Source organism: Burkholderia humptydooensis (assembly GCF_001513745.1).
GTDB classification, from domain to species: Bacteria; Pseudomonadota; Gammaproteobacteria; order Burkholderiales; family Burkholderiaceae; genus Burkholderia; species Burkholderia humptydooensis.
Genome location: NZ_CP013382.1, coordinates 1,990,885 through 2,015,085, shown reverse-complemented (window position 1 = coordinate 2,015,085; position 24,201 = coordinate 1,990,885). Strand labels below are relative to the sequence as shown.

The 24,201-nt window shown below is 66.6% G+C and carries 20 protein-coding genes and 2 pseudogenes; 16 read left to right on the top strand and 6 right to left on the bottom strand.

Annotated features, from left to right (window positions below; all coding sequences use genetic code 11):
- Positions 1-170: 170 nt before the first annotated feature.
- A complete protein-coding gene (locus AQ610_RS37050; RefSeq protein WP_006027778.1) occupies positions 171-365 on the bottom strand; it encodes a hypothetical protein in 195 nt (64 codons plus the stop codon).
- A 35-nt stretch (positions 366-400) separates the two neighbouring features.
- Between AQ610_RS37050 and AQ610_RS27925 the strand changes: the two genes are divergently transcribed.
- From AQ610_RS27925 to AQ610_RS27875, 11 genes are all read left to right on the top strand, one after another.
- Positions 401-1,675 (top strand): serine hydroxymethyltransferase, encoded by a 1,275-nt coding sequence (locus tag AQ610_RS27925; RefSeq protein WP_006027777.1) that lies wholly within the window; start codon positions 401-403, stop codon positions 1,673-1,675.
- Between the two features lie 28 nt (positions 1,676-1,703).
- Positions 1,704-2,675 (top strand): dipeptidase, encoded by a 972-nt coding sequence (locus AQ610_RS27920; protein WP_006027776.1) that lies wholly within the window; start codon positions 1,704-1,706, stop codon positions 2,673-2,675.
- 160 nt (positions 2,676-2,835) lie between these two features.
- Positions 2,836-3,369, top strand: a complete 534-nt coding sequence (locus AQ610_RS27915; protein ID WP_006027775.1) for a DUF5943 domain-containing protein — start codon at positions 2,836-2,838, stop codon at positions 3,367-3,369.
- A 60-nt stretch (positions 3,370-3,429) separates the two neighbouring features.
- Positions 3,430-5,493 (top strand): NADH:flavin oxidoreductase, encoded by a 2,064-nt coding sequence (locus tag AQ610_RS27910; RefSeq protein ID WP_043282827.1) that lies wholly within the window; start codon positions 3,430-3,432, stop codon positions 5,491-5,493.
- A gap of 2 nt (positions 5,494-5,495) precedes the next feature.
- The gene (locus AQ610_RS27905) at positions 5,496-7,421 is read left to right on the top strand and encodes a (Fe-S)-binding protein (protein ID WP_006027773.1); all 1,926 of its coding nucleotides are present in this window, start codon (positions 5,496-5,498) and stop codon (positions 7,419-7,421) included.
- Positions 7,422-7,425: 4 nt separating this feature from the next.
- A complete protein-coding gene (locus AQ610_RS27900) occupies positions 7,426-8,604 on the top strand; it encodes an electron transfer flavoprotein subunit alpha/FixB family protein (RefSeq protein ID WP_006027772.1) in 1,179 nt (392 codons plus the stop codon).
- On the top strand, positions 8,601-9,386 hold the full coding sequence (locus AQ610_RS27895; RefSeq protein ID WP_006027771.1) for a drug:proton antiporter: 786 nt from the start codon (positions 8,601-8,603) through the stop codon (positions 9,384-9,386). Before AQ610_RS27900 ends, AQ610_RS27895 begins: the two co-directional genes overlap by 4 nt.
- Positions 9,387-9,410: 24 nt before the next feature.
- Positions 9,411-10,679 carry an aromatic ring-hydroxylating oxygenase subunit alpha gene (locus AQ610_RS27890; protein ID WP_006027770.1) on the top strand — a complete coding sequence of 423 codons (1,269 nt, stop codon included), beginning with the start codon at positions 9,411-9,413 and terminating at the stop codon, positions 10,677-10,679.
- 20 nt (positions 10,680-10,699) lie between these two features.
- Entirely contained in the window at positions 10,700-11,839 is a 1,140-nt protein-coding gene (locus tag AQ610_RS27885) for an FAD-binding oxidoreductase (protein ID WP_006027769.1), read from the top strand.
- 109 nt (positions 11,840-11,948) lie between these two features.
- Positions 11,949-12,812: a glycine betaine ABC transporter substrate-binding protein gene (locus tag AQ610_RS27880; RefSeq protein ID WP_006027768.1), complete on the top strand. Its 864-nt coding sequence runs from the start codon at positions 11,949-11,951 to the stop codon at positions 12,810-12,812.
- Positions 12,813-12,992: 180 nt separating this feature from the next.
- On the top strand, positions 12,993-14,648 hold the full coding sequence (locus tag AQ610_RS27875; RefSeq protein ID WP_043282826.1) for a trimethylamine N-oxide permease: 1,656 nt from the start codon (positions 12,993-12,995) through the stop codon (positions 14,646-14,648).
- Between the two features lie 86 nt (positions 14,649-14,734).
- Here the strand turns inward: AQ610_RS27875 and purU are convergent, their stop codons facing one another.
- On the bottom strand, positions 14,735-15,610 hold the full coding sequence (gene purU, locus AQ610_RS27870; protein ID WP_006027766.1) for a formyltetrahydrofolate deformylase: 876 nt from the start codon (positions 15,608-15,610) through the stop codon (positions 14,735-14,737).
- Between the two features lie 193 nt (positions 15,611-15,803).
- Here purU and AQ610_RS27865 point away from each other — a divergent pair.
- The 5 genes and pseudogenes from AQ610_RS27865 to AQ610_RS27860 all read left to right on the top strand — a co-directional run.
- A pseudogene (locus AQ610_RS27865) lies at positions 15,804-16,418 on the top strand (sulfatase-like hydrolase/transferase); the annotation flags it as partial.
- Positions 16,410-16,643 (top strand): annotated as a pseudogene (locus AQ610_RS38455) (glycine betaine ABC transporter substrate-binding protein); the annotation flags it as partial. The pseudogenes AQ610_RS27865 and AQ610_RS38455, both read left to right, overlap by 9 nt.
- 8 nt (positions 16,644-16,651) lie before the next feature.
- Entirely contained in the window at positions 16,652-16,813 is a 162-nt protein-coding gene (locus AQ610_RS38450) for a hypothetical protein (RefSeq protein WP_006027764.1), read from the top strand.
- Complete coding sequence (locus AQ610_RS37045) at positions 16,810-17,019, top strand: hypothetical protein (RefSeq protein WP_180988214.1); 210 nt, start codon at positions 16,810-16,812, stop codon at positions 17,017-17,019. The genes AQ610_RS38450 and AQ610_RS37045 overlap by 4 nt, the downstream gene beginning before the upstream one ends.
- 19 nt (positions 17,020-17,038) lie before the next feature.
- Complete coding sequence (locus AQ610_RS27860) at positions 17,039-18,181, top strand: porin (protein WP_009917126.1); 1,143 nt, start codon at positions 17,039-17,041, stop codon at positions 18,179-18,181.
- A 58-nt stretch (positions 18,182-18,239) separates the two neighbouring features.
- On the opposite strand, the gene AQ610_RS27855 is transcribed toward AQ610_RS27860, so the two are convergent.
- From AQ610_RS27855 to AQ610_RS27840, 4 genes are all read right to left on the bottom strand, one after another.
- Positions 18,240-19,463 (bottom strand): OmpP1/FadL family transporter, encoded by a 1,224-nt coding sequence (locus AQ610_RS27855; RefSeq protein WP_006027762.1) that lies wholly within the window; start codon positions 19,461-19,463, stop codon positions 18,240-18,242.
- A 198-nt stretch (positions 19,464-19,661) separates the two neighbouring features.
- Positions 19,662-20,888, bottom strand: coding sequence for a M20/M25/M40 family metallo-hydrolase (locus tag AQ610_RS27850; RefSeq protein WP_009917125.1), 1,227 nt, complete (start codon positions 20,886-20,888; stop codon positions 19,662-19,664).
- Between the two features lie 117 nt (positions 20,889-21,005).
- The gene (locus tag AQ610_RS27845) at positions 21,006-22,709 is read right to left on the bottom strand and encodes a M36 family metallopeptidase (protein WP_006027760.1); all 1,704 of its coding nucleotides are present in this window, start codon (positions 22,707-22,709) and stop codon (positions 21,006-21,008) included.
- A 447-nt stretch (positions 22,710-23,156) separates the two neighbouring features.
- The gene (locus AQ610_RS27840) at positions 23,157-24,101 is read right to left on the bottom strand and encodes a GlxA family transcriptional regulator (RefSeq protein WP_006027759.1); all 945 of its coding nucleotides are present in this window, start codon (positions 24,099-24,101) and stop codon (positions 23,157-23,159) included.
- Between the last annotated feature and the right edge of the window lie 100 nt (positions 24,102-24,201).

Sequence of the window (24,201 nt, the reverse complement as noted above, 5' to 3'; positions counted from 1 at the left end):
GGGGCGCTCGGCTCGCGTATTGTGAAATCGAGCGCAACAAGCGTGCCATACGGCTAAACCCTAGATTCCGTCGGCTGCCTGTCGGCGGCCTTTCGCTGCGCCGCACCGTAACCGTGAGCGGCTGCGCGGCGCGAGTGCAGCGGCGGCACCGAGCCAGTGCCGGACGGCCGTCAGACGCCCGGCACGGCCGCCGCGAAAAACGCACGACCGGTCACTTGTTCAAAAGTGACGGACATGTCGGAAAAGGGAAAGAAAGCGTCTGAATTCATCAATCGGCTGAAAATCCGAACGACAAGAATAGAGCCGTCGGCAGCCGCTGCGGCGGAACGCCCAAACGCCGTGCGAAGGGCCTTCTGGCCTGCCACCGGCGCTCCCTCAAAATTCAGTGACGAGACGCCTTATGTCGAACGCCAACCCCTTCTTCTCGCAATCGCTCGCCGAGCGCGACGCGTCCGTGCGCGGCGCGATCCTCAAGGAACTCGAACGCCAGCAGTCGCAGGTCGAGCTGATCGCGTCGGAGAACATCGTGTCGCGCGCGGTGCTCGACGCGCAGGGCTCGGTGCTGACGAACAAGTATGCGGAAGGCTATCCGGGCAAGCGCTATTACGGCGGCTGCGAATTCGCCGACGAAGTGGAGGCGCTCGCGATCGATCGCGTGAAGCAGATCTTCAGCGCCGGCTACGCGAACGTGCAGCCGCACTCCGGCGCGCAGGCGAACGGCTCGGTGATGCTCGCGCTCGCGAAGCCGGGCGACACGGTGCTCGGGATGTCGCTCGACGCGGGCGGGCACCTCACGCACGGCGCGAAGCCGGCGCTGTCCGGCAAGTGGTTCAACGCGCTCCAGTACGGCGTGAGCCGCGACACGATGCTGATCGATTACGACCAGGTCGAGGAACTCGCGCAGCGGCACAAGCCGAGCCTCATCATCGCAGGCTTCTCCGCGTATCCGCGCAAGCTCGATTTCGCACGCTTTCGCGCGATCGCCGATTCGGTCGGCGCGAAGCTGATGGTCGACATGGCGCACATCGCCGGCGTGATCGCCGCGGGCCGCCATGCGAATCCGGTCGAGCACGCGCACGTCGTCACGTCGACCACGCACAAGACGCTGCGCGGCCCGCGCGGCGGCTTCGTGCTGACGAACGACGAGGAGATCGCGAAGAAGATCAACTCGGCGGTGTTCCCCGGCCTGCAGGGCGGCCCGCTGATGCACGTGATCGCCGGCAAGGCGGTTGCGTTCGGCGAGGCGCTGCACGCGGACTTCAGGACCTACATCGACCACGTGCTCGCGAACGCGCAGGCGCTCGGCGACGTGCTGAAGGCGGGCGGCGTCGACCTCGTGACGGGCGGCACCGACAACCATCTGCTGCTCGTCGATCTGCTGCCGAAGGGCCTGAAGGGCGCGCAGGTCGAGCAGGCGCTCGAGCGCGCGGGCATCACGTGCAACAAGAACGGCATCCCGTTCGATACCGAGAAGCCGACGATCACGTCGGGCATTCGCCTCGGCACGCCGGCGGGCACGACGCGCGGCTTCGGCGTCGCGGAGTTCCGCGAGGTCGGCCGCCTGATTCTCGACGTGTTCGACGCGCTGCGCGCGAACCCGGAAGGCGATCACGCGACCGAACAGCGCGTGCGCCGCGAGATCTTCGCGCTCTGCGAGCGCTTCCCGATCTACTGACCCACGCGCCGACAAGACTGGAGAATCCATGAGCACGCTGCACCAGGACAGCATCGTCATCGATGGCCTGAACATTTCGAAGTTCGAACGCTCGGTGTTCGAAGACATGCGCAAGGGCGGCGTGACGGCCGCGAACTGCACGGTATCCGTGTGGGAGAACTTCACGAAGACGGTCGACAACATCGCGCTGATGAAAAAGCAGATTCGCGACAACGGCGAACTGCTGACGCTCGTGCGCACGACGGGCGACATCCTCCGCGCGAAGAAGGACGGCAAGACGGGCGTGATCCTCGGCTTCCAGAACGCGCACGCGTTCGAGGACAACCTGGGCTACGTCGAGGCGTTCGCCGACATGGGCGTGCGCGTCGTGCAGCTTTGCTACAACACGCAGAACCTCGTCGGCACCGGCTGCTACGAGCGCGACGGCGGGCTGTCGGATTTCGGCCGGGAGGTGATCACGGAGATGAACCGCGTCGGGATCATGGTCGATCTGTCGCACGTCGGCGGCAATACGTCGTCGGAGGCGATCGCGTTCTCGAAGAAGCCCGTCTGCTATTCGCACTGCCTGCCGTCGGGGCTGAAGGAGCATCCGCGCAACAAGAGCGACGCGCAGTTGAAGGAGATCGCCGATGCGGGCGGCTTCGTCGGCGTGACGATGTTCGCGCCGTTCCTGAAGCGCGGGATCGACGCGACGATCGACGACTACATCGAGGCGATCGGCTACGTCGTGAACCTGATCGGCGAGGACGCGGTCGGCATCGGCACCGATTTCACGCAGGGCTACAGCGTCGACTTCTTCGACTGGCTCACGCACGACAAGGGCCGCTACCGCCGGCTCACGAATTTCGGCAAGGTCGTGAATCCGGAAGGCATCCGAACGATCGGAGAGTTCCCGAACCTGACGGCCGCGATGGCGCGCGCCGGATGGAAGGAATCGCGCATCCGCAAGATCATGGGTGAGAACTGGGTGCGCGTGTTCAAGGAGGTCTGGGGCGCGTAGACGTCCGCATGCCACGCCCGCGCCGTTCGTTTTCAACCCGTTTTTCAGCCCGCTTTCAACCGATCCGATTCAGGACGCGCCCGCTCGACGAGCGTCGGCGCGCGGACGATGCCGCGCGTGCGCCAGGGCGCCGCGCGTTTTACCCCCACGGAGTCACACGATGCAACCGCAACTGCCGATCGACGTCGATCCGAACACCGGCGTCTGGACCACCGACGCGCTGCCGATGCTGTACGTGCCGCGCCACTTCTTCACGAACAACCATACGGCAGTGGAAGAGGCGCTCGGCCGCGACGCCTACGCGGACATCCTTTATCAGGCCGGCTACAAGTCGGCGTACCACTGGTGCGACAAGGAGGCGAAGCAGCACGGGATCGCCGGGATGGCGGTGTTCGAGCACTACCTGAAGCGCCTGTCGCAGCGCGGCTGGGGGCTGTTCTCGATCGTCGACGCCGATCCGGCCGCCGCGCGCGCGAGGATCGAGCTGCGCCATTCGTCGTTCGTGCTCGCGCAGCCGGGCAAGGCGGGCAAGCTCTGCTACATGTTCGCGGGCTGGTTCGCGGGCGCGATGGACTGGGTCAACGACACGACGCCGGAAGGCCGCGGCGCGCCGCGCGCGCGGTCGACGGAAGTGCAGTGCGCGGCCGAGGGCCACGACCATTGCGTCTTCGAAGTGTCGCCGATCGCCCGCTGATTCGCCGACACGGAACCCCACCCGCAACACGAGACATTCGAACGCCAGAGGTCGCCTGCGATGCGCTATCCCAATCTGTTCAAACCCTTGACGCTGAACCAGCTCACGCTGCGCAACCGGATCGTCAGCACCGCGCACGCGGAGGTGTACGCGGAGCCGGGCGGCCTGCCGGGCGACCGCTACATCCGCTATTACGAAGAGAAGGCGAAGGGCGGCGTCGGCCTCGCGGTGTGCGGCGGTTCGAGCCCCGTGTCGATCGACAGCCCGCAGGGCTGGTGGAAATCGGTGAACCTGTCGACCGACAGGATCGTCGATCCGCTCGCGCGGCTCGCCGAGGCGATGCATCGGCACGGCGCGAAGATCATGATCCAGGCGACCCACATGGGCCGCCGCTCGGCGTTCCACGGCGAGCACTGGCCGCACCTGATGTCGCCGTCGGGCGTGCGCGAGCCGGTGCACCGCGGCAACGCGAAGATCATCGAGGTCGAGGAAATCCGCCGGATCATCGGCGATTTCGCGGCGGCCGCGAAGCGCGTGAAGGATGCGGGGATGGACGGCATCGAGATCTCGGCCGCGCACCAGCATCTGATCGACCAGTTCTGGAGCCCGCGCACGAACTTTCGCGCCGACGAATGGGGCGGCAGCCTCGAGAACCGGCTGCGCTTCGGCGTCGAAGTGCTGAAGGCGGTGCGCGAGGCGGTCGGCCGCGATTTCTGCGTCGGCCTGCGGATGTGCGGCGACGAATTCCACGAGGACGGCCTTGATCACGAGCAACTGAAGGAGATCGCGCAGGCGATGGCCGAGACGGGCTTGATCGATTACCTCGGCGTGATCGGCTCGGGCGCGGACACGCACAACACGCTCGCGAACTGCATGCCGCCGATGGCACTGCCGCCCGAGCCGTTCGTGCATCTCGCGGCGGGCATCAAGTCGGTCGTGAAGATTCCGGTGATGCACGCGCAGAGCATCCGTGACGCGGGCCAGGCCGAGCGCCTGCTCGCGAGCGGGATGGTCGACCTCGTCGGCATGACGCGCGCGCAGATCGCCGATCCGCACATGGTGATCAAGATCCGCGACGGCCGCGAGGACGAGATCAAGCAGTGCGTCGGCGCGAACTACTGCATCGACCGCCAGTACAACGGCCTCGACGTGCTGTGCGTGCAGAACGCGGCGACGTCGCGCGAGGCGACGATGCCGCACGTGATCGGGAAGTCGCGCGGGCCGAAGCGCAAGGTCGTCGTGGTCGGCGCGGGGCCCGCGGGGCTGGAGGCCGCGCGCGTCGCGCGTTCGCGCGGCCACGACGTCGTGCTGTTCGAGAAGAACCACGAAGTCGGCGGGCAGATCATGCTCGCGGCGAAAGCGCCGCAGCGCGAGCAGATGGCGGGCATCGTGCGCTGGTTCGACATGGAGACGAAGCGGCTCGGCGTCGACCGGCGGCTCGGTGTCGAGGCGGACGAGAAGACGATCCTGGCCGAGCGGCCGGACATCATCGTGCTCGCCACGGGCGGGCGCAGCTTCACCGATCAGGTGCCGGGCTGGGGCGTCGCCGACGCGCTCGCGGTCAGCTCGTGGGACATCCTGTCAGGCCGCGTCGAGCCGGGAAAGAACGTGCTCGTCTACGACGGCGTCAGCACGCATGCGGGCGCTGGCGTCGCGGACTTCATCGCGAGCCGCGGCTCGAACGTCGAGATCGTCACGCCGGACGTGAAGGTGGCCGACGACTGCGGCGGCACGACGTTCCCGATCTTCTATCGCCGGCTTTACGCGCAGGGCGTGATCCACACGCCGAACCACTGGCTCGATCGCGTCTATGAAGAGGACGGCAAGAAGATCGCGGTGCTGCGCAACGAATACACGGAGGAGCAGGAGGAGCGCGCGGTCGATCAGGTCGTGATCGAGAACGGCATCACGCCGAACGACTCGCTGTACTGGAAGCTGAAGCCCGAATCGGTCAATCGCGGCCAGGTCGACGTGCACAGGCTGTTCGCCGCCGAGCCGCAGCCGTGCCTTTCCGAGGCGCTCGGCAACGGCCGCTTCCTGCTGTTTCGCGTCGGCGACTGCATCTCGATGCACAACATCCACGGCGCGATCTACGACGCGCTGCGTCTCGTGAAGGATTTCTGACGATGAAGCCGGCCATCCTGATTACCGCGTTGCTGTGGCTGTCGGTCGCGGGCCTCGCGTTCGCGGTCGCGAAGCGTTCGTCGTATTGGCGGCTCGGCCGCGCCACCGCGCCCGGCGCGTTCGGGCTCACGAATCTGTTTGCGATTCCGAAGCGTTACTTCGTCGATCTGCACCACGTCGTCGCGCGCGATCCGTATATCGCGAAGACGCACGTCGCGACGGCGGGCGGCGCGCTCGCCGCGCTCGCGCTCGTGTTCGTCAACTACGGGCTCGCGATCTATTCGCCGTGGCTCGACAAGCTGATCTTGCTCGCGGCGCTCGCGATGTTCGCCGGCGCGGTGTTCGTCTGGCGTCGCCGTCATGCAAGGGACGTGCCCGCGCGGCTGTCGCGCGGGCCGTGGAATACGCTGCCGTGGCTGCTCGGCGCGTTCGCGCTCGGCCTCGTGCTGTTCATGCTCGTGCCGGCGGCCGCGATGTCGGGCGCGTTCGCGGCGTTCTGCGCGGCGCTGATCGGCGCCGGCGCGTTCGCGATGACGGTCGGCGCGGCGAAGGGCGGGCCGATGAAGCACGCGATCGCGGGCTTGCTGCATCTCGCGTTCCATCCGCGCCAGGAGCGCTTCGCGACGACGCGTGACGCATACACCGGCAACGGCGGCGCGACGCCGCCGACCGCGCTGAAGCCGTCCGACGTCGAGCACGACGAGTACGGCGTCGCGAGGCCGGCCGAATTCCGCTGGAACCAGTTGCTGAGCTTCGACGCGTGCGTGCAGTGCGGCAAGTGCGAAGCCGCTTGCCCCGCGTTCGCGTCGGACCAGCCGCTCAATCCGAAGAAGCTGATCCAGGATCTCGTCGTCGGGATGGCGGGCGGCACCGACGCCGCGTATGCCGGCAGCCCGACGCCCGGCATTGCCGTCGGCAAGCACGGCGGCGATCCGCAGCGGCCGATCGTGTCGTCGCTGATCGAGGCCGACACGCTGTGGTCGTGCACGACGTGCCGCGCGTGCGTGCAGGAGTGCCCGATGCTGATCGAGCACGTCGACGCGATCGTCGACATGCGCCGCAACCAGACGCTCGTGCACGGCGCGGTGCCGGGCAAGGGCGCGGAGGTGCTCGCGAACCTGCGCGAGACGGGCACGATGGGCGGCTACGACATGGCCGCGCGCTACGACTGGTCGGTCGACCTGAGCGCGCCCGTCGCGCAGCCGGGGCGTCCCGTCGACGTGCTGATCGTCGCCGGCGAAGGCGCGTTCGACATGCGCTACCAGCGCACGCTGCGTGCGCTCGTGAAGGTGCTGGATCATGCGGGCGTCGATTACGCGGTGCTCGGCCGAGCGGAAACGGACACGGGCGACGTCGCGCGCCGGCTCGGCGACGAGGCGACGTTCCAGCAGATGGGCAAGCGCCTGATCGGCACGCTCGGCGCGCTGTCGTTCAAGCAGATCGTGACGGCCGATCCGCATGTGATGCACAGCCTGCGCAACGAATACCGCGCGCTCGGCGGCCGCTACGAAGTCAAGCATCACACGACGTTCGTCGCCGAGCTCGTCGCGGCCGGCAGGATCAAGCCGCAGGCGGCCGACGCGCTGCGCGAGAAGCGCATCACCTATCACGACCCTTGCTATCTCGGCCGCTACAACGGCGAGACGGAAGCGCCGCGCAAGCTCCTGAAGACGCTCGGCATCCAGATCGTCGAGATGGAGCGCAACGGCATGCGCGGCCGCTGCTGCGGCGGCGGCGGCGGCGCGCCGCTCACCGACATCCCGGGCAAGCAGCGGATTCCCGACATCCGGATCGCCGACGCGCGCGCGGTGGGCGCGGACGTCGTCGCGGTCGGCTGCCCGAACTGCACCGCGATGCTCGAAGGCGTCGTCGGCCCGCGGCCCGACGTGCTCGACGTCGCCGAACTCGTCGCCGCTTCGCTGGAGTGAAACGATGACCACGCTCAAACGAATCGATCCGCGCCGGCCGTTCATCGTGACCGCGACGGGACTGAAACGCATCACGCTCGGCGAGACGGGCGGCGCGCCCGGCGGCGCCGCGCAATGGGCGCTGCGCGCGCACGGCGCGGCGGCCGCGAAGCCGGTGCGCGTCGTGCGGGAAGCTGCGCGCGTGTTTCTCGTCGCCGCGCACAGCGAGCGCGGCGCGCTCGACGACCATGCGCGCCAGACCCTCGCGGCCGCCGCGCTGCTCGCCGGCGCGCAGACCGAAGTCGCGCTCGTCGTGTTCGGAGAACTGAACGACGATGCGGGCGCGCTCGGCGCGGACACGCTGATCGTGCTGCGCGATTTCGACCGCCGCGCGTTCGCGCCCGAGCGCGAGCTCGACGCGCTGCGCGCGTGCGCGGCCGCGCTCTCGCCGCAGCACGTGTTCATCCCGGACAACGCGACGGGCGACGGCGATCTCGGCCGCCGTTACGCGGCGGCGGCGAACGCGAGCGTCGCGGCGCACGTCGTCGAAATCGCGGCGGACCACGTCGGCGTGTACGTCGATGCGAAGCGCGGCTTCGCGACGCGCGCGCTGCCCGACGTCGTGCTGCTCGCGCCGAACGCGGTCGATCCGACGTTGCCGTTCGTCGGCGCGGCGCTCGAGCGCGCGCTCGACGCCTCCAGCGCCTTCGGCGCGCGCCCGAGCGCATCGGGCGACTATCGCGACCTCGGCCTCGAGGAGATCGATGCCGCGCAGGTCGCGCTCGAGGAGGCGGACTTCATCGTGTCGGCCGGCAACGGCGTGACCGACGTCGCCGCGTTCGAGACGCTCGCGGCGGCGTTCGGCGCGGCGGTCGGCGCGAGCCGCGTCGCGGTCGACAACGGCCACTTCACGCGCGACAAGCAGGTGGGCGCGACGGGCAAGACGGTCGACGCGAGCGTCTACATCGCGTTCGGGATCTCGGGCGCGGTCCAGCATCTGCAAGGGATCAAGGACTGCCGCCACGTGATCGCGGTGAATCTCGACGGCAGCGCGCCGATCGTCAAGCGCGCGAACCTGACGATCGTCGGCGACGCGCAGGCGACGATCGCGGCGCTGATCGAAGCGGTGAACGCGGCCCGCGCCGCGCAGCCGCGAGCGGGCGCCGTATCGAACGAGCGCGAGTACATGGGAGCCGCCGCATGAACGCGAATCGCAAGCTGACCAGCATCGCGGTGCTGGTGTCGGTCGGACGCCATCCGGTGTCGGGTGCGCCGCGCTACAGCCGCAACGATGCGGCCGCGCTCGAGATCGGCCGCGCATTGGCCGCCGAGCACCGCGCCCGGCTCGACGTGATCCACGCGGGCGACGCGCGCAATCCGGCGCTCGCCGACTACCTCGCGCTCGGCGCGGCGAGCGTCGACGTGCTCGAGTGCGCGGACGGCGACGACGCGGCCGCCGCGCTCGCCGAGCGCGTGCGCGACCACGATCTCGTGCTGACGGGCACGCGCGCCGAAGGCGCCTACGACACGGGCATGCTGCCGTACCGCGTCGCGGCGGCGCTCGGCTGGCGGTTCGCCGGCGCGGCGGTCGACGTGAGCGTCGACGCTGCACGCGCGACGCTGCGGCAATTCCTGCCGAAAGGCGTTCGCAGGCGTGTCGACGCCGCGCTGCCCGCCGTCGTCGCCGTGCATCCGCTCGCGAATGCGCAGCCGCGCTACGCGTATGCGCGGCTGCGCGCGGGCGACGTGCGCGCGACGCGCGTCGCCACCCGCGCGGCGGCGGACGCCGGGCAATGGGCGACGCGCGCGGCCGAGCGCAAGCCGGTGAAGCTCGCGGCGGCCGACAAGCGCTCCGGCCACGCGCGGATGCTGTCCGCGACGACGACCGAAAGCCGCGGCGGAAACGTCGTAATTGAAGGGAGTTCGGTCGAAAAAGCACAAGTGATCCTTGCGTATTTGCGCGAGCATCAGCTCATCGACTACTGAACGAAGCCTGTCGGCAACAACACCATGGATGCAAGGAATCCGGAGCAAACGATGAAAGTATCGGCAGACATCCGCGCGCTGGTGGCGCGCCGCAAGGCAGGCTACAGCCTCGAAGCCCCGTTCTATCTGAGCGACGAGATCTTTGCGCTCGACATGGACGCGATCTTTCGGCAGCACTGGATCCAGGTGGGCGTCGAGCCGGACGTGCCCGAGCCGGGCGATTACGTGACGGTGCAGCTCGGCGCCGATTCGATCCTGATCGTGCGCGACGACGACATGCAGGTTCGCGCGTTCCACAACGTCTGCCGCCATCGCGGCGCGCGCCTGTGCAACGAGGAAAAGGGATCGGTCGGCAACATCGTGTGCCCGTATCACAGCTGGACCTACAACCTGACGGGCCAGTTGATGTTCGCCGAGCACATGGGCGAGAAGTTCGACCGCTGCAAGCACAGCCTGAAGCCCGTTCATCTGCAGAATCTCGCGGGGCTGCTGTTCGTGTGCCTCGCCGACGAGCCGCCCGCCGATTTCGCGACGATGCGCGCCGCGATGGAGCCGTACCTGCTGCCGCACGATCTGCCGAACACGAAGATCGCCGCGCAGATCGACATCATCGAGAAAGGCAACTGGAAGCTGACGATGGAGAACAATCGCGAGTGCTATCACTGCGTCGCGAACCATCCGGAGCTGACCATTTCGTTGTACGAATACGGCTTCGGCTATCAGCCGTCGCCCGCGAATGCCGATGGGATGGCCGCGTTCGAGCGTACCTGCACCGAGCGCGCCGCGCAGTGGGAAGCGCTGAATCTGCCGTCCGTCGAAGTGGAGCGCCTGACCGACGTGACGGGCTTTCGCACGCAGCGGCTGCCGCTCGACCGCAGCGGCGAATCGCAAACGCTCGACGCGAAGATCGCGTCGAAGAAGCTGCTCGGCGAATTTCGCCGCGCAGATCTCGGCGGCCTGTCGTTCTGGACACAGCCGAATTCGTGGCACCACTTCATGAGCGACCACATCGTCACGTTCTCGGTGATTCCGCTGTCGGCGGACGAAACGCTCGTGCGCACGAAATGGCTCGTTCACAAGGACGCGAAGGAAGGCGTCGACTACGACGTGAAGAACCTGACGGCCGTCTGGAACGCGACGAACGACCAGGATCGCGCGCTCGTCGAATTCTCGCAGCGCGGCGCGGCGAGCAGCGCATACGAGCCGGGCCCGTATTCTCCGTACACCGAAGGGCTCGTCGAGAAGTTCTGCGAGTGGTACGTCGGCCGGCTGGCCGCGCATATCGGCGCATAGCACGAAGACGGAGCGCAACAATGATGCGAGATGCCGCGAATTTCGAGCCGGCCGACAGCCGCGTGACGCGTTCCGCATTCTGGCAGGCGCTGCCGGAACGCTGGACGAGCGACGTCGAGGAGACGCTCGTCTGCTGCCACGTGCGGCAGGAAACGCACGATGTGAAGAGCTTTTTCTTTCGCTCGCCGCAGGGGCGCGCGTTCTCGTTCGAGCCGGGGCAGTTCATCACGCTCGAGCTCGACATCGGCGGTGAGACGATCAACCGCTGCTACACGATCTCGTCGTCGCCCGCGCGTCCGCACACGATTTCGATCACGGTCAAGCGCGTGCCGGGCGGCAAGGTGTCGAACTGGCTGCACGACAACCTGCAGCCGGGCGCGCCGCTGCGCGTGCTCGGCCCCGCGGGAGAATTCACGTGCGCGCGGCATCCGGCGCGCAAATACCTGTTTCTGTCCGCGGGCTCGGGCGTTACGCCGCTGATGTCGATGAGCCGCGCGCATCACGACCTCGCCGAGGATCGCGACATCGTGTTCGTCCATAGCGCGCGCACGCCGGACGACATCATCTTCGCGCGCGAACTCGATCTGATCGCGTCGACGCACACGAACTTCCGCACCGCATTCGTGTGCGAGCGGCTCGGCGCGCGCACGAACTGGCACGGCGTGACGGGCTTCCTGTCGCTGCCGCTCCTGAAGCTGATCGCGCCGGATTTCCCCGAGCGCGAGATCTTCACGTGCGGACCCGCGCCGTACATGAAAGCGGTGCGCGACATGCTCGCCGAAGCGGGATTCGATCGCAGCCGCTATCACGAAGAGAGCTTCTCGTTCGAGACGCCCGCGCAAAGCGAGCCCCGGACCGAAGCGCCGGCGGATGACGCCGCTAGCGACGCGCAGGTGCGCCAGTACACGGTCGCGTTCGCGAAGAGCAATCGCGAGATCGCATGCGGCGCGGACCAGCACGTGCTCGACGCCGCGCGCCGCGCGGGCGTGCGCCTGCCGGCGTCGTGCACGCAGGGGATGTGCGGCACCTGCAAGGTGAAGCTCGTGTCCGGTCAGGTCGACATGAAGCATAACGGCGGCATTCGTCAGCGCGAAATCGATCAGGGGATGGTGCTGCTCTGCTGCAGCAAGCCGCTGTCCGATCTCGTCGTCGACAAGTGAGCGCGTCGCCGCTGCGCAAGAACGTGTCGTAAAAGAACGATACCGGGGAATTGTGGTTGAAGAACCTAGAGAGGCCCCTTGCTTTCCGACAACCTCAAGGAGATCGATCATGAAATTCCTCACGAAACTCATGGGCTGCGGCGTGCTGTCGATGATGCTCGCCGCCGCCGCGCCGGCGCAGGCCGATACGAAGCCGACGCTGAAGATCGGCTACGTCGAAGGCTGGGACGACAGCGTTGCCACGTCGAACGTCGCCGCGCGCATCATCGAGACGAAGCTCGGCTACCCGGTGCAACTCGTGCCGGTCGCGGCGGGCGTGATGTGGCAGGGCGTCGCGCGCGGCGATCTCGACGCGACGCTGTCCGCGTGGCTGCCCGTCACGCAGGGCGCGTACTGGGATCAGTTCAAGACGAAGGTCGTCGATCTCGGCACCAATTTTCCCGATGCGAAGATCGGCCTCATCGTGCCGATCTATGTGAAGGCGAAGACGATCGCCGATCTCGACGCGCAGAAGAGCGACTTCGCCGGGCGCATCGTCGGCATCGACGCCGGCGCGGGCGTGATGCGCAAGACCGACGACGCGATCAAGGCATACGGCCTGAACTATTCGCTGATGCCGAGCTCGGGCAGCGCGATGACCGCCGAGCTCGCGCGCTCGATCCATGCGAACAAGGCTGTCGTCGTCACGGGCTGGGCGCCGCACTGGATGTTCGCGAAATGGAAGCTGCGCTTCCTCGACGATCCGAAGAAGGTGTACGGCGAGGCCGAGCACGTCGACAACGTCGCGAATCCGGCGCTCGAAACGAAGGCGAAACCCGTCGTCGCGTTCCTGAAGAAGTTCCAGTGGAAGCCGGGCGAGATCGACGGCGTGATGCTCGCGATCCAGAACGGATCGAAGCCTGCGGCGGCGGCCGATGCATGGATCGCAGCACATGGCGATCGCGTCGGCGAATGGCTCGGCTCCGGGCAGTGACGACAAGCCCGCTCAGGCCCGTGTGAGGGGCTTGAGCGTGTGAATAAAAATTCGAAGGTATCCGAAACAATTGGAGAAAACTGCGGGTTTTCCTGCGTAATTTTCGATATTTTTTCGACTCGCACAATGTAGTGTTGTTAGAATGTACCCTTGTGCGGAGTCTTCAACGGAGGATTTTGGATGAGTCAAGCAGGACTGCGCGCGCGCAGCACCAGCGAGATCGAGGCAACCATCTCACATGAAGAAAGGGGCCACACGTTGCACCGTGGCCTCAGTTGGAAGGACGCATTTTGGGTAACGAGCGGCGTGCCGGCAGGCGTGCTGTTCACGATCGGCGGCGTATGCGCGACGGTCGGCCAGCCCGCGTGGGCGGTGTGGATCGCCGCAATCACGATGGGTCTGATTCAAAGCGCGACTTATGCGGAAATTTCCGGGCTATTTCCCCATAAATCGGGCGGCGCATCGGTGTACGGTGCGATCGGCTGGGTGCGATACGGCAAGTTGATCGCGCCCGTCTCGGTGTGGTGCAACTGGCTCGCGTGGTCGCCGATGCTCGCGCTCGGCTGCGGTCTCGCGGCAAGCTACGCGCTCACCAGCCTGTTCCCGGCGGACGCAGCGATCCTGCACTGGCAATGGACGCTCGCCGATCTCGGCTTCATCAAGCCCGGCCTGACCCTGCGGGTCAACGCCACCTTCGTGATCGCGACGATCCTGTTGCTGATCACGTTCAAGCTGCAGCACAGCGGTGCATCGAAGGCCGCACGCACGCAGCGCATTCTCGGCATCGCGTCGCTGACGCCGCTTTTCATCGTCGGCATCGTGCCGTTCGTCACGGGCGACGTGCCGATGTCGAATCTCCTGCCGCTCCTGCCGCTCGGCCACGATGCGCAAGGCAATCTCACCGCCGCCACGTTCGGTAGCTGGAACGGGCAGGGCGTCGTGATGGTGCTCGGCGCGATGTTCATGGCGGGCTGGGCGTCGTACGGCTTCGAAACGGCCGTCTGCTACACGCGCGAATTCCGTGATCCGCGCCGCGACACTGCGAAGGCGATCTTCTGGTCGGGTGCCCTCTGCCTGATCGTGATGACGCTCGTGCCGATGGCGTTCCAGGGCGCGCTCGGCACCGCGGCGATGCTCGATCCGCGCATCGGCGACGGCACGGGCGTCGCGGCCGCGATGGCGAGGATCGTCGGCGGCGGCGCCTGGGTTGCGAACGCGGTCGTCGTGATGCTGATGCTGTCGATCCTCCTGATCGTGATGACGTCGATGATGGGCTCGTCGCGCACGCTCTATCAGGCGTCGGTCGACGGCTGGCTGCCGAAGTACCTGTCGCACGTGAACGAGCACGGTGCGCCGACGCGCGCGATGTGGACCGATCTCGGCTTCAATCTCGTGCTGCTGCTGATGTCGGACTACATGACGGTGCTGTCGATCTCGAACGTCTGCTACATGTTGTTCGTCTTCCTGAATTTGCAGTCGGGCTGGATTCATCGAATGGACCGCGGGCAATGGCAGCGGCCGTTTCGTTGCCCGACATGGCTCGTCGTGCTCGGCTCGATCTGCGGCTACGCGAACCTCGTCTATGTCGGCGCGGGCGCGGATCTGCAAGGCGCGGGCACGCTGCGCAACGGGCTCATCGCGATGCTGCTGATCGTGCCGGTGTTCGTCTATCGCCACTACTGGCAGGATCGCGGCCGTTTCCCCGCGCAGATGCAGCGCGACATGGAGCTCGTCGTGCCGGCGCGCAGCGCGTGGCTGAACGTCGCGCCGTATGCGGCGCTCGCGGCCGCCGCGCTGACGATCGCGGCGTCGTATTACTTCGCCTGGCTGCGATAGCAGGCGTGCGCCGGCGAGGATGCCCGGATGCGTCGCCGCATCCGGGCCGCAGCGAAACGTCGAGGCCGCCGCTTGCTGCGCGCCTGCTACTGGAACACGACGGTGCGATCGCCGTTCAGGAACACGCGCCGCTCGATGAACGCCTTCACCGCGCGCGCGAGCGTGATGCATTCGACGTCGCGCCCCACCGCGAGCAACTGCTCGGGCCGGTACGAGTGATCGACGCGCTCGACCACCTGCTCGATGATCGGCCCTTCGTCGAGATCGTCGGTGACGAAATGCGCGGTCGCCCCGATCAGCTTCACGCCGCGCGCGTGCGCCTGGTGGTAGGGCTTCGCGCCCTTGAACCCCGGCAGGAACGAATGGTGGATGTTGATCGCGCGATTCGCGAGCCTCGCGCTCGTTTCCTGCGACAGCACCTGCATGTAGCGCGCGAGGATCACGAGCTCGGCGCCGCTCGTCTCGAACACGTCAAGCCACTGCGCTTCCTGCTGCGCCTTCGTGTCAGCGGTGATCGGGAAGTGCCGGAACGGCAGTCCGTGCTGCGCGGCGAGCGGCTCGAAATCCGGATGGTTCGACACGATCCCGACGATGTCCATCTTCAGCTCGCCCATCTTCCAGCGGAACAGCAGATCGGCGAGGCAATGCTCGAGCTTCGACACCATGATCAGCACCTTCGGCCGCGCGGCGACGTCGTGGATCGCCCACTGCATCCCGAAGCGTGCGGCGATCGGCTCGAACTCGCGTCGCAGCGCGTCCACGCGCAGCGAATCGGCGTCGTCCGTCGCATGGAACACGCAGCGCACGAAGAAGCGCGCACTGAGATCGTCGTCGAAGACGGTCAGCTCGTCGACGTAGCAGCGATGCCGGTCGAGCAGGCCGACGACGGCGGCGACCTGGCCCGCCGCGCTCGGACACGACAGCGTCAGCACGAACTGATGGGGACGTTGTGAAACGGACATGGATTTCCTCTGACTCGATGGCGCCCCGCGCACGGCGCGGATGCCGGACGTCCGAGGCGATGCACAAGTTAATCAAGCCAGATCGGATGCGGATAGAACCGAAGCGCCGCGCTGCTGGAATCGGCGCGCCAACGCCGGACGCGTCACGGGCACGCCTCGAGCAGCCAGCGGCGAAAGAGCGGCACTGCGCGCGCTGTCGGGCAAGATGCACTTCTGCGGGCCCGATCAGCTACACGGCTTCGAGGAGCGGCTCACGACCGACATCTACCCGGCCGACTTCGGCTGGGTGCCGGACTGGACGCATCCCGCCGAGCGGCCGCGCTGGTATCACAACATGAGCTCGGTGCTCGACGCCGGCCCGTGCGTGCGGACCAACCAGCTCGATTTCGACGACGACGTGACATTCGCCGCGCGCCAGAAGATCTTCGACGTCGCACGCGAGAAAGCCGCCGTCCGCGATACGCGGCCCTTCTGCATGGTCGTGTCGCTCACGCATCCGCACGATCCGTATGCGATCACGCGCGAATACTGGGATCTGTACCGGGATGAAGACATCGATCTGCTGGCAGTCCGAATGGATTTCGACGCGAGCGACCCGCATTCGCGGCGCCTGCGCGCCGTGTGCGAGGTCGACCGCACGCCGCCGAGCGACGCGCAGTTCGGCGCGGCGCTCGACCAATGCGGCTTCACCGACGACACGATCGTGATCGTCACCGCCGATCGTGGCGACATGCTCGGCGAGCGCGGCCTCTGGTACAAGATGACCTTCTTCGAAGGCGCGTGCCGCGTGCCGGCCGCGATGACGGCGGCTGCGGCGTTGTCGTGGTGTGCCGCGACAGCATCGGCCGCGGAGGCCGCCGCGTGCCGCGACGTGCGGATGGCCGGCCCCGGCTGGACCGACATCGAAGCGACGGATGCGCTCGCGGGCGTCGTGCTGAAGGCGCTCGGCTACCGGCAGAGCGTGTCGAACCTGTCGGTGCCGATCACGTATCAAGGTCTGAAGAAAGGGCAGATCGACGTGTTCCCCGGCAACTGAACGGAATGATCGCCGCGATGCTGCAGGACAAGCGCTCCGCTGTGGACGCCGCGCAACACGCGCTGCGCGCGAACCCATCACTCGTCGACGCGTGGCTCGACGGCGTGACCACCGCGAACGGCGCGCCGGGCTTGCCTGCCGTGCGTGCGGCGCTCGATGCGCGATGACGGCCGACGTCGGCATCGGCCCGGTCCGTCGCATCGTGACCATTCGGCGTCGTTTGGTGACGGGTAGCGCGAAAAATGGGTTTGTATTTTTCGCCAACGGCATCCGATTGTGCGCGGGATGCGCAACGGTCGTCGGAGTGGTGCGTCGTTTCAGCAATAGTCGCGGATTCGCGTGCGCAACGCGGGAATCTTTTTTTATCGAATGAGCAGGGTGGGGTGCCGACAATGAAGAAATCGAATGTTGCCGTGATGAGCGCGATCGCGCTCACGATAGGAATCGCGCCGGGCGCAAGCCGCGCGCAGAGCAGCGTCACGCTGTACGGGATTCTCGATGCCGGCATCACATACGTCAACAACACCGGCGGCTCGCACGTCTTCAAGTTCGACGACGGGGTGTCGTACGGCAACCGGATCGGCTTCAAGGGCACCGAAGACCTCGGCGGCGGCCTGAAGGCGGTCTTCGTGCTCGAGAGCGGCTTTCGCCTGGGCAACGGCCAGCTCGGTTTCGGCGGCGCGGAATTCGGCCGCCAGGCTTACGTCGGATTGCAGAACAACTGGGGGACACTGTCGTTCGGCAATCAGCTCGACATGACGGAGGAGATGGTCTATCTGAACAACATCTCCGCATGGGCGAGCGGCTACGCGATTCACCAGGGCGACTTTGACCGCTTCAACGGCGACCGCCTGCCGAACTCGGTGAAATTCCTGTCGAACGATTTCAGCGGTCTCAAGTTCGGCGCGATGTATTCGTTCGGCAACGTCGCGGGCGATTTCCATCGCAACAGCGCGTGGAGCGCGGGTGCGAGCTACACGCACGGCGACTTGTCGGTGGGCGCGGCCTATACGCATCTGAACAACCCGTCCGGCATCTATGCGTTCGATCCGTACGCGATGATCGGCACGCACACGTTCCTCGGCCAGCCGACGGTCAGCGTCGATCCGGCGACAGGCAAGGTCACGGACCTGTTCGCGAATACGCCGATGAATGTCGACAGCCAGGGCACGTTCGGCATCGGCGCGAGCTACACGCTCGACAAGCTGACGCTGTCCGGCAATTTCACGTACACGACGATCAAGGGCTTCGGCAACACGTCGCACATGCAGGTCTATGAAGGCGGCGGCCTGTATCAGTTCACGCCGGCGTTGAGCTTCGTCGCGGGCTACCAGCACACGCGCTTCGAAGGCCATCACTGGAATCAGGGATCGGCCGGCGTTCACTACCTGCTGTCGAAGCGCACGGACGTCTACATTTCCGGCGACTACCTGCGCGCGTCGAACGGCGTCGATGCGGTGATCGGCTACAGCTTCACGCCGTCCACCACGCAGACGCAAGCGGACATTCGCATCGGGATGCGCCACTCGTTCTGACTTGGCCGGACCGGCGCATGTTCGCGGCGCGCGCCGGGTCCGTCAGCGCGCGCACGCGTCAGAACTTCTTGCCGAACGCGATGCCGACGATATTCTCGTCCAGACGAATGTTCGCATTGCCGCCGCCGAACGATGGCGGAATCGACGCCTGACCGTCGACGGTCTTCCTGAACGCGTGACCGTAGAAGAAGCTGAATTCCGCGTGATCGGCGGTTTCCCATGTCGCGCCGAGCGTCGCTTGATCCTGGACGACGCCCGGCGCGAGCACGTTCAGGAACGTCTGCGTCGACGCGATCGGCTGGCTCGCGTGACTGTAGCCGAGCCTGAGCGTCAGATGCGGGTTGTAGCGGTACGTCGTGCCGATCTTCAGCACGTTCGTGTTGCGCCAGCCGAAGCCGGGACCGTTCGGCGAGCCGAGCGGATGGCCCGCCTGCAGATTGTCGAGCGGATTGGCGACCGAATCGACGTTGCCGTACAGAATGCGCTGGAAGTCCGCGGCGATCGTCCATGCCGGCGTGATTTCGTATGCGAGGCCGAAGCCGAAGTTTTCGGGGATGTCGAACGAGCCACCGTTCGCGAACAGGCCCTTGTAGCGATCGAAGCGTCCGCGGATCTTCGACGCCCACGTCGCGCCGACCGTCAGCGAACGCGTCAGGCGGCCCGTATAGCCGATGTGCACGCCGACGCCGACGCTCGAATCGGCGCCGCGGTCGGTCACGTTGTCCGGCGCAACCGATGCGCTCGCGAACGGTTGCAATCCGCTTGCCGTAAAGCGCTGATATGCGATGTTCAATCCGATGCCGAGTGCGTGTCGCTCGCCGATCCGCAGCGCGAGCGTCGGCGACAGGAACACCTGCTCGAGGTCGACGCCCGCGGAGCCTTTCCCGCCGAACGCCTTGAACGGATTGTTCGCGTAGCCCGTGTCGAGCCCGCCGTTCGCATAGAGCGCGATGCCGGCATAGAGATTCGGGCGAAGCTGCTTCACGATTCCGGCTTCAGGCAGCGCGAACACCGAGCGGTTGTTGCCTTCGTAATGGCCGTCGACGCCGTAGCCGTTGCCGGCGACGTTTGCGCCGCGCGACGGCAGGAACGCACTGATGCCGACGTCGAAGCGGTCTCCGACGAATGCGATGCCGGCCGGGTTCGCCGCGGCCGCGAGCGCGTCTTGCGGCAGTGCGATGCCGACGCCCGCGACGCCCTGAGATGCCGCGCCGTAGCCGTTCGAAAAGTAGCCGTTGGTCGCCGATGCGGCGACGGGCGTCGCGCATGCGGCCGCCAGCATCGTTCGAGCGAACGATTCTAGGTTCACGATTCCTCTCCCTGGTGTTGATCATTGTTTCGACATCCGGAACAATGAATCTACGCAGGCGAGTAAACGGCGTGAACCAAGATATCGGGCTAAGCTTGTGGAGCCGGGACGGAAATCGATATACGGCGGTGCGGTGCGGATAGCCGCCGCATCCGCACCGCACAGGAGCGCTTACCGCTTCGCGGACGCGCTGAGTCCGCCGCCCAGCTCGGCCGCGTACGCGAGCGCGAGCTTGCCGAACTTCAGCGCGTGATTGCCTTGCGAGTCCGACCGATCGAGCGTGTCATACGCGGAGTGGATGTACGGATTGTCGTTCTGATCCGCTTCGAACGGGAACGACGCCGGATAGCCCTGTGCGTTCCATGACGCGTGATCGGAGCACGCATAGCCGCATTGCGACGTGCCGACCGCGAGCTCGGGCAGATAGGTTTTCGCGAGGTTCGCGAGATATGTGTTCTGCGTCGAGTTCGTATAGTCGCTGATCAGGTAGATGTCCTTCGGATCGCCCTTGTAGTTCGTCATGTCGAGCTGGAACGCGCCGACGACGTTCACGTTCTGCGCCCTGAACTGCTTCGCGATCGCCTGCGAGCCGAGGAGGCCCGGCTCTTCCGCCGCATAGCCGATGAACTTCAGCGTGCGCTTCGGCTGATAGCGGTTCGCGAGCAGTACGCGCAGCGCTTCGGTGAGGCTCGCGATGCCGGACGCATCGTCGTCCGCGCCCGGCGCGCGCGTGTTCTCGCTCATGCGGCCGACCGTCGAATCGAGATGGCCGCCGATCACGACAACGCCCGCCGCCGGATCGCTGCCCTTGATCGTCAGGATCACCGATTTTTGCGGCCAGCCGGTGTGCGCGAACTGCTCGACCGTCACGTCGGTGCGCGAGCCGGCGAGCTGCTTCCATTGCTGCGCGATCCAGTCGGACGCGGCCACGCCGTGCGACGTCGTGTAATAGCGGTTCGTGAAGCCGGACAGCGACACGATCGTGCTGACGATGTTGCTCGCCTGCAGTTGCGAGATCCAGTTGCGGACCTGTTGCGAGTTGGTGATCGGGTAGTCGATCGCGGCCGCCTGCATCGCGGCGCTCGGCTGCAGCGACGCGCGCGCTTCGTCGAACGTCGCGTGCACGAAGAAGCCGGGGCCGTGGCCGCGCGCGCGGCGGATCGCCTGCGACAGCGATTCGAGCAGCGAATCGTCGACCTGCGCGACGTGGACCGTTTCGGTGCGCTTCGCGTCGCCGGTGGCGAGCGCCGCGCTGTAGCGGCTCGTCGCGGCGGGATCGATCGCGCGCAGTTCGCGCAAGGCGGGGGCGGCGAGCGTGATCCACACCGGCGCGGCGTGGGCGGCCGATGCGCAGAGGGCGCCGCAGACCGCGGCGGCGACGTGTTGGAGCTTGGACATGTTCGATCTCCTCAGGGTGAGGGGAGATGCAGTCGAGGGGACGGGCGCGCGGCAGATCGTGCCGCGCGCCCCGCGCCGATGTCGCTTACGTCTTCTTCTTGACGCGAGTGATGCGGGCTACAGCTTCTGCGGCACGGTCACGCCGTACGTGCAGCTCTTGTTGTACGCGTTGCCGATCGCATTGAGTTGCGTGCTGCTGTAGCCGAGCGCGGCCGCCGCGGTCAGCACCGCCTGGGCCGCGGCCTTCTGGTTCGTCGAGCCGTTCGTCATCGACAGCCCTTTCAGGAAAGCCTTGTCCATCGCCGCGCCGCCGATCGCGTCGCGCGCGACCATGTTGCACGACGCCCAGTACTGGCCGGCCGTGTGGATTTCGGAATTGCGGATCTGCGAGTAGGTGCGCCCGACGTTGTAGTTCGTCACGCGGCCGGGCCAGAACTCGTTGTGGCCGTCCCAGTTGTAGACCCAGTGATATTGCGCGTCGGATGGGCTCCACTGGTTGAAGTCGCGGCTGTACGCGGCCGCGAGGTAGTCGCCCGTGCCTTCGGACAGCCCCTCGACCTGCGAGAGCCCGCCGTTCGTGATCCAGTCGTGGATGCCGTGGCCGAGCTCGTGAATCACGACGTCCGCGTCCTCCGCGTCGTCGACGCCGCCCTGGCCGAACGACAGTTGGCCGGAGCCCGACGAGTACGACGAGTTGTCGGCGCCGGATTCGCCGTGCGGATCGTACTGGACGCCGCCCGAGTACTGATACGGCAGCGCCTTGATGCCGAGCGTCAGGTTCACGTAGCGCAGGAACGTGTCGATGTGGTAGTACGCGTTCACCGCCTCGAAATACAGGTTCGAGCGCGTGAAATCGAAGGTCGTCGACGACTGGACCGGACACGCCTTGTCGAGCGGCGAGTCGAAATCGACGCACGATGCGTACGGGCCGGTGAGCTTGTAGCCGCTGCTCGTCTGCGTCAGATCCTTGAGCGTCACGCGCACGCGCGCGGCGTTCAGTTGCGTGGAGTCCGCGTCGTTGTTGTCCTTGAAGCCGGTGCTGCCGTAGCTGCTTCTCGTGGGCGACAGCGGGTCCGGCCGGAATACGAGCCCGCTTCCGTCGGTTGCATAGGATGCCTTGTCTTCGGCGCGCAGCACCTCGCCGCTTCCCGCGTCGATGATCAGCTCCCAGTCGCCGCGCAGGCTGTCCTGCGGCTTGCCGCGCACTTTCCATGCGGTATGCGTGCCCGCGCCGTCGACGAACGCGACGACCTGCGCCTGCACGCTCGCGAAGCCGCCGACGCCGAGGTACGCGCGCGCGCGATCCAGCGCCTGCTGCTCGTCGACCGCCTGCGTCTTGCTCGATACGGCCGCGACGCCGTTCACCGCCTTGCTCGCGACGTACAGCACGCGGCCGTCCGGCGCAACCGTGACCGCGATGTCGCTGTCGTAGACGGGCAGCCCCGCCGCGCGCTGCTGGAAGCGCACGACGGTGAACGCGGCGTCGGCGCGCTCGGATGCGACGACGAGATTCGCGAGCGCGGCCTTGTCGAGGCCGAGCTGCGTCGCGCGCGCGGCGATGTACTCGCGCGCCATCGTCGCCGCGTCGGCCTTCTTCGCTTGGAACGCCGGGCTCGCCAGCGTGACGGCGACGGCGCCGGGGCGGAACTGCCCGGTCTTGTCTGCCTTTTCCGCAGGCGCCACGACGCCGCGCGTGAGGCTCGCGCGCAGGCTTTCCTCCTGCGGGTTCGGCGCCTTTGAATCGGCCCACGCGGGCAGCGCTGCGCCGAGGCCGATGGCGAGGCTCAGGGCGAGCGGCAGTGCTTTACGGGATGTCTGCATGGATTGTCCTCGTCTTCAAAGTTTTGGATGACAAACGAAACCACGGGAACCGCAGGGACGACCCGGTCCGTGCGCCGGCCTCGACGAGCCGATGCAATCGGACGGAGCAACAACGGAGACGGCGCGATGCCGCGAAGAATCAGCGTGCGCCGAGCGGGCGGGGCGGAGGGAGGTGGAAACGCCAGAGAACGATCGGCGAAGCAAACGGCAAGCGCTGCGATGGCTGAATGAGCATCGTCATTACAAACCCCTCGGAATAAATATTTGGAATGCTGTTCTGTTCAGCAAACAAACGGTCGCACTGGAATGTCACGTCGTTAGTCTGCCTATCTATTTTTAGAACATGTTACAGAATATTTTCAATGTTATTTCGAATTATTTTCGAGGAGCGGTTCCATCGGCGAAAACGGTCAGGCGGCGCACGATTTTTGCGCTGCCGCAATCGGCTCAGCGCAGCGCGCGCCGGTCGCTTCTCGGGCTCGTGCCGAATTGCGCGCGATACGTGCGGGAAAAATGCGAAGGCGATTCGAAGCCGCACGCCGCGCATACGGCCGCGACCGTCATATCGGTCTGCTGAAGAAGTTCGCGCGCGCGATCGAGCCGCAGCCGCAAATGGAAACGTGCCGGCGTATCGTTGAGAATCGTGCTGAACAGCCGTTCGAGCTGCCGGCGCGTGACGCCGACCTCTCGCGCGAGCATGTCGGACGGCAGCGGGCTTTCCATGTGATGCTCCATCGTCCCGATCACCTGGATCAGCTTGCGGTTGTGCACGCCGTAGCGCGCGGCGATCTCGAGGCGCTGGCGATCAGAGCGCTGGCGGATCCGGCTCAGAACGAACTGCTCGGAGATCGTCGCGGCGAGATCGGCGCCGTGCCGGCGGCCGATCAGGTCGAGCATCATGTCGATCGATGCGGTGCCGCCCGCGCAGGTGATGCGCCGCTCGTCGATCTCGAACAATTCCTGTGTCGTCTTCAGGTGCGGGTAGCGCTCCTGGAATGAGGCGAGCGCTTCCCAGTGCAGCGTCAGCGCATGCGACGCGTCGAAGAGTCCCGCCTCCGCGAGCACGAAGCTGCCGGTGTCGATGCCGCCCGTCGTCGCGCCGCGCCGATACTCGCGCTTGAGCCAGTCGCCGAGCGCGCGCGTGTAGCACGCGAGCGGATCGAAGCCCGCGATCACGAAGATCGTGTGCGTGCGCTCGACCTGCGCGAACGCGGCGTCCGCGTTCAGCGAGATGCCGTTGCTCGCGACGACGGGCGCGCCGTCGCGGCTCACGATGCGCCAGCGATACAGATCCGGCCTGAAGCGGTTCGCAACGCGCAGCGGCTCGACGGCCGACATGAAGCCGAGCGCGGAGAAGCCGGGCATCAGCAGGAAATGAAACTCTTCTGGCATGGGGCGTGTGCTTGCGCTTGCGAAACGATCGGCCGAGCGTAGCAAGCAAGGCGCAAGCAGGCAAGCCGCGTGACGCGTCGCCCGGCGGTAAAGCCTTGCC

Coding starts and splice junctions, on each gene's coding strand:
- AQ610_RS27925 (WP_006027777.1), top strand. CDS start 401: ATGTCGAACGCCAACCCCTTCTTCTCGCAATCGCTCGCCGAGCGCGAC.
- AQ610_RS27920 (WP_006027776.1), top strand. CDS start 1,704: ATGAGCACGCTGCACCAGGACAGCATCGTCATCGATGGCCTGAACATT.
- AQ610_RS27915 (WP_006027775.1), top strand. CDS start 2,836: ATGCAACCGCAACTGCCGATCGACGTCGATCCGAACACCGGCGTCTGG.
- AQ610_RS27910 (WP_043282827.1), top strand. CDS start 3,430: ATGCGCTATCCCAATCTGTTCAAACCCTTGACGCTGAACCAGCTCACG.
- AQ610_RS27905 (WP_006027773.1), top strand. CDS start 5,496: ATGAAGCCGGCCATCCTGATTACCGCGTTGCTGTGGCTGTCGGTCGCG.
- AQ610_RS27900 (WP_006027772.1), top strand. CDS start 7,426: ATGACCACGCTCAAACGAATCGATCCGCGCCGGCCGTTCATCGTGACC.
- AQ610_RS27895 (WP_006027771.1), top strand. CDS start 8,601: ATGAACGCGAATCGCAAGCTGACCAGCATCGCGGTGCTGGTGTCGGTC.
- AQ610_RS27890 (WP_006027770.1), top strand. CDS start 9,411: ATGGATGCAAGGAATCCGGAGCAAACGATGAAAGTATCGGCAGACATC.
- AQ610_RS27885 (WP_006027769.1), top strand. CDS start 10,700: ATGATGCGAGATGCCGCGAATTTCGAGCCGGCCGACAGCCGCGTGACG.
- AQ610_RS27880 (WP_006027768.1), top strand. CDS start 11,949: ATGAAATTCCTCACGAAACTCATGGGCTGCGGCGTGCTGTCGATGATG.
- AQ610_RS27875 (WP_043282826.1), top strand. CDS start 12,993: ATGAGTCAAGCAGGACTGCGCGCGCGCAGCACCAGCGAGATCGAGGCA.
- purU (WP_006027766.1), bottom strand. CDS start 15,610: ATGTCCGTTTCACAACGTCCCCATCAGTTCGTGCTGACGCTGTCGTGT.
- AQ610_RS38450 (WP_006027764.1), top strand. CDS start 16,652: ATGATCGCCGCGATGCTGCAGGACAAGCGCTCCGCTGTGGACGCCGCG.
- AQ610_RS37045 (WP_180988214.1), top strand. CDS start 16,810: ATGACGGCCGACGTCGGCATCGGCCCGGTCCGTCGCATCGTGACCATT.
- AQ610_RS27860 (WP_009917126.1), top strand. CDS start 17,039: ATGAAGAAATCGAATGTTGCCGTGATGAGCGCGATCGCGCTCACGATA.
- AQ610_RS27855 (WP_006027762.1), bottom strand. CDS start 19,463: ATGCTGGCGGCCGCATGCGCGACGCCCGTCGCCGCATCGGCGACCAAC.
- AQ610_RS27850 (WP_009917125.1), bottom strand. CDS start 20,888: ATGTCCAAGCTCCAACACGTCGCCGCCGCGGTCTGCGGCGCCCTCTGC.
- AQ610_RS27845 (WP_006027760.1), bottom strand. CDS start 22,709: ATGCAGACATCCCGTAAAGCACTGCCGCTCGCCCTGAGCCTCGCCATC.
- AQ610_RS27840 (WP_006027759.1), bottom strand. CDS start 24,101: ATGCCAGAAGAGTTTCATTTCCTGCTGATGCCCGGCTTCTCCGCGCTC.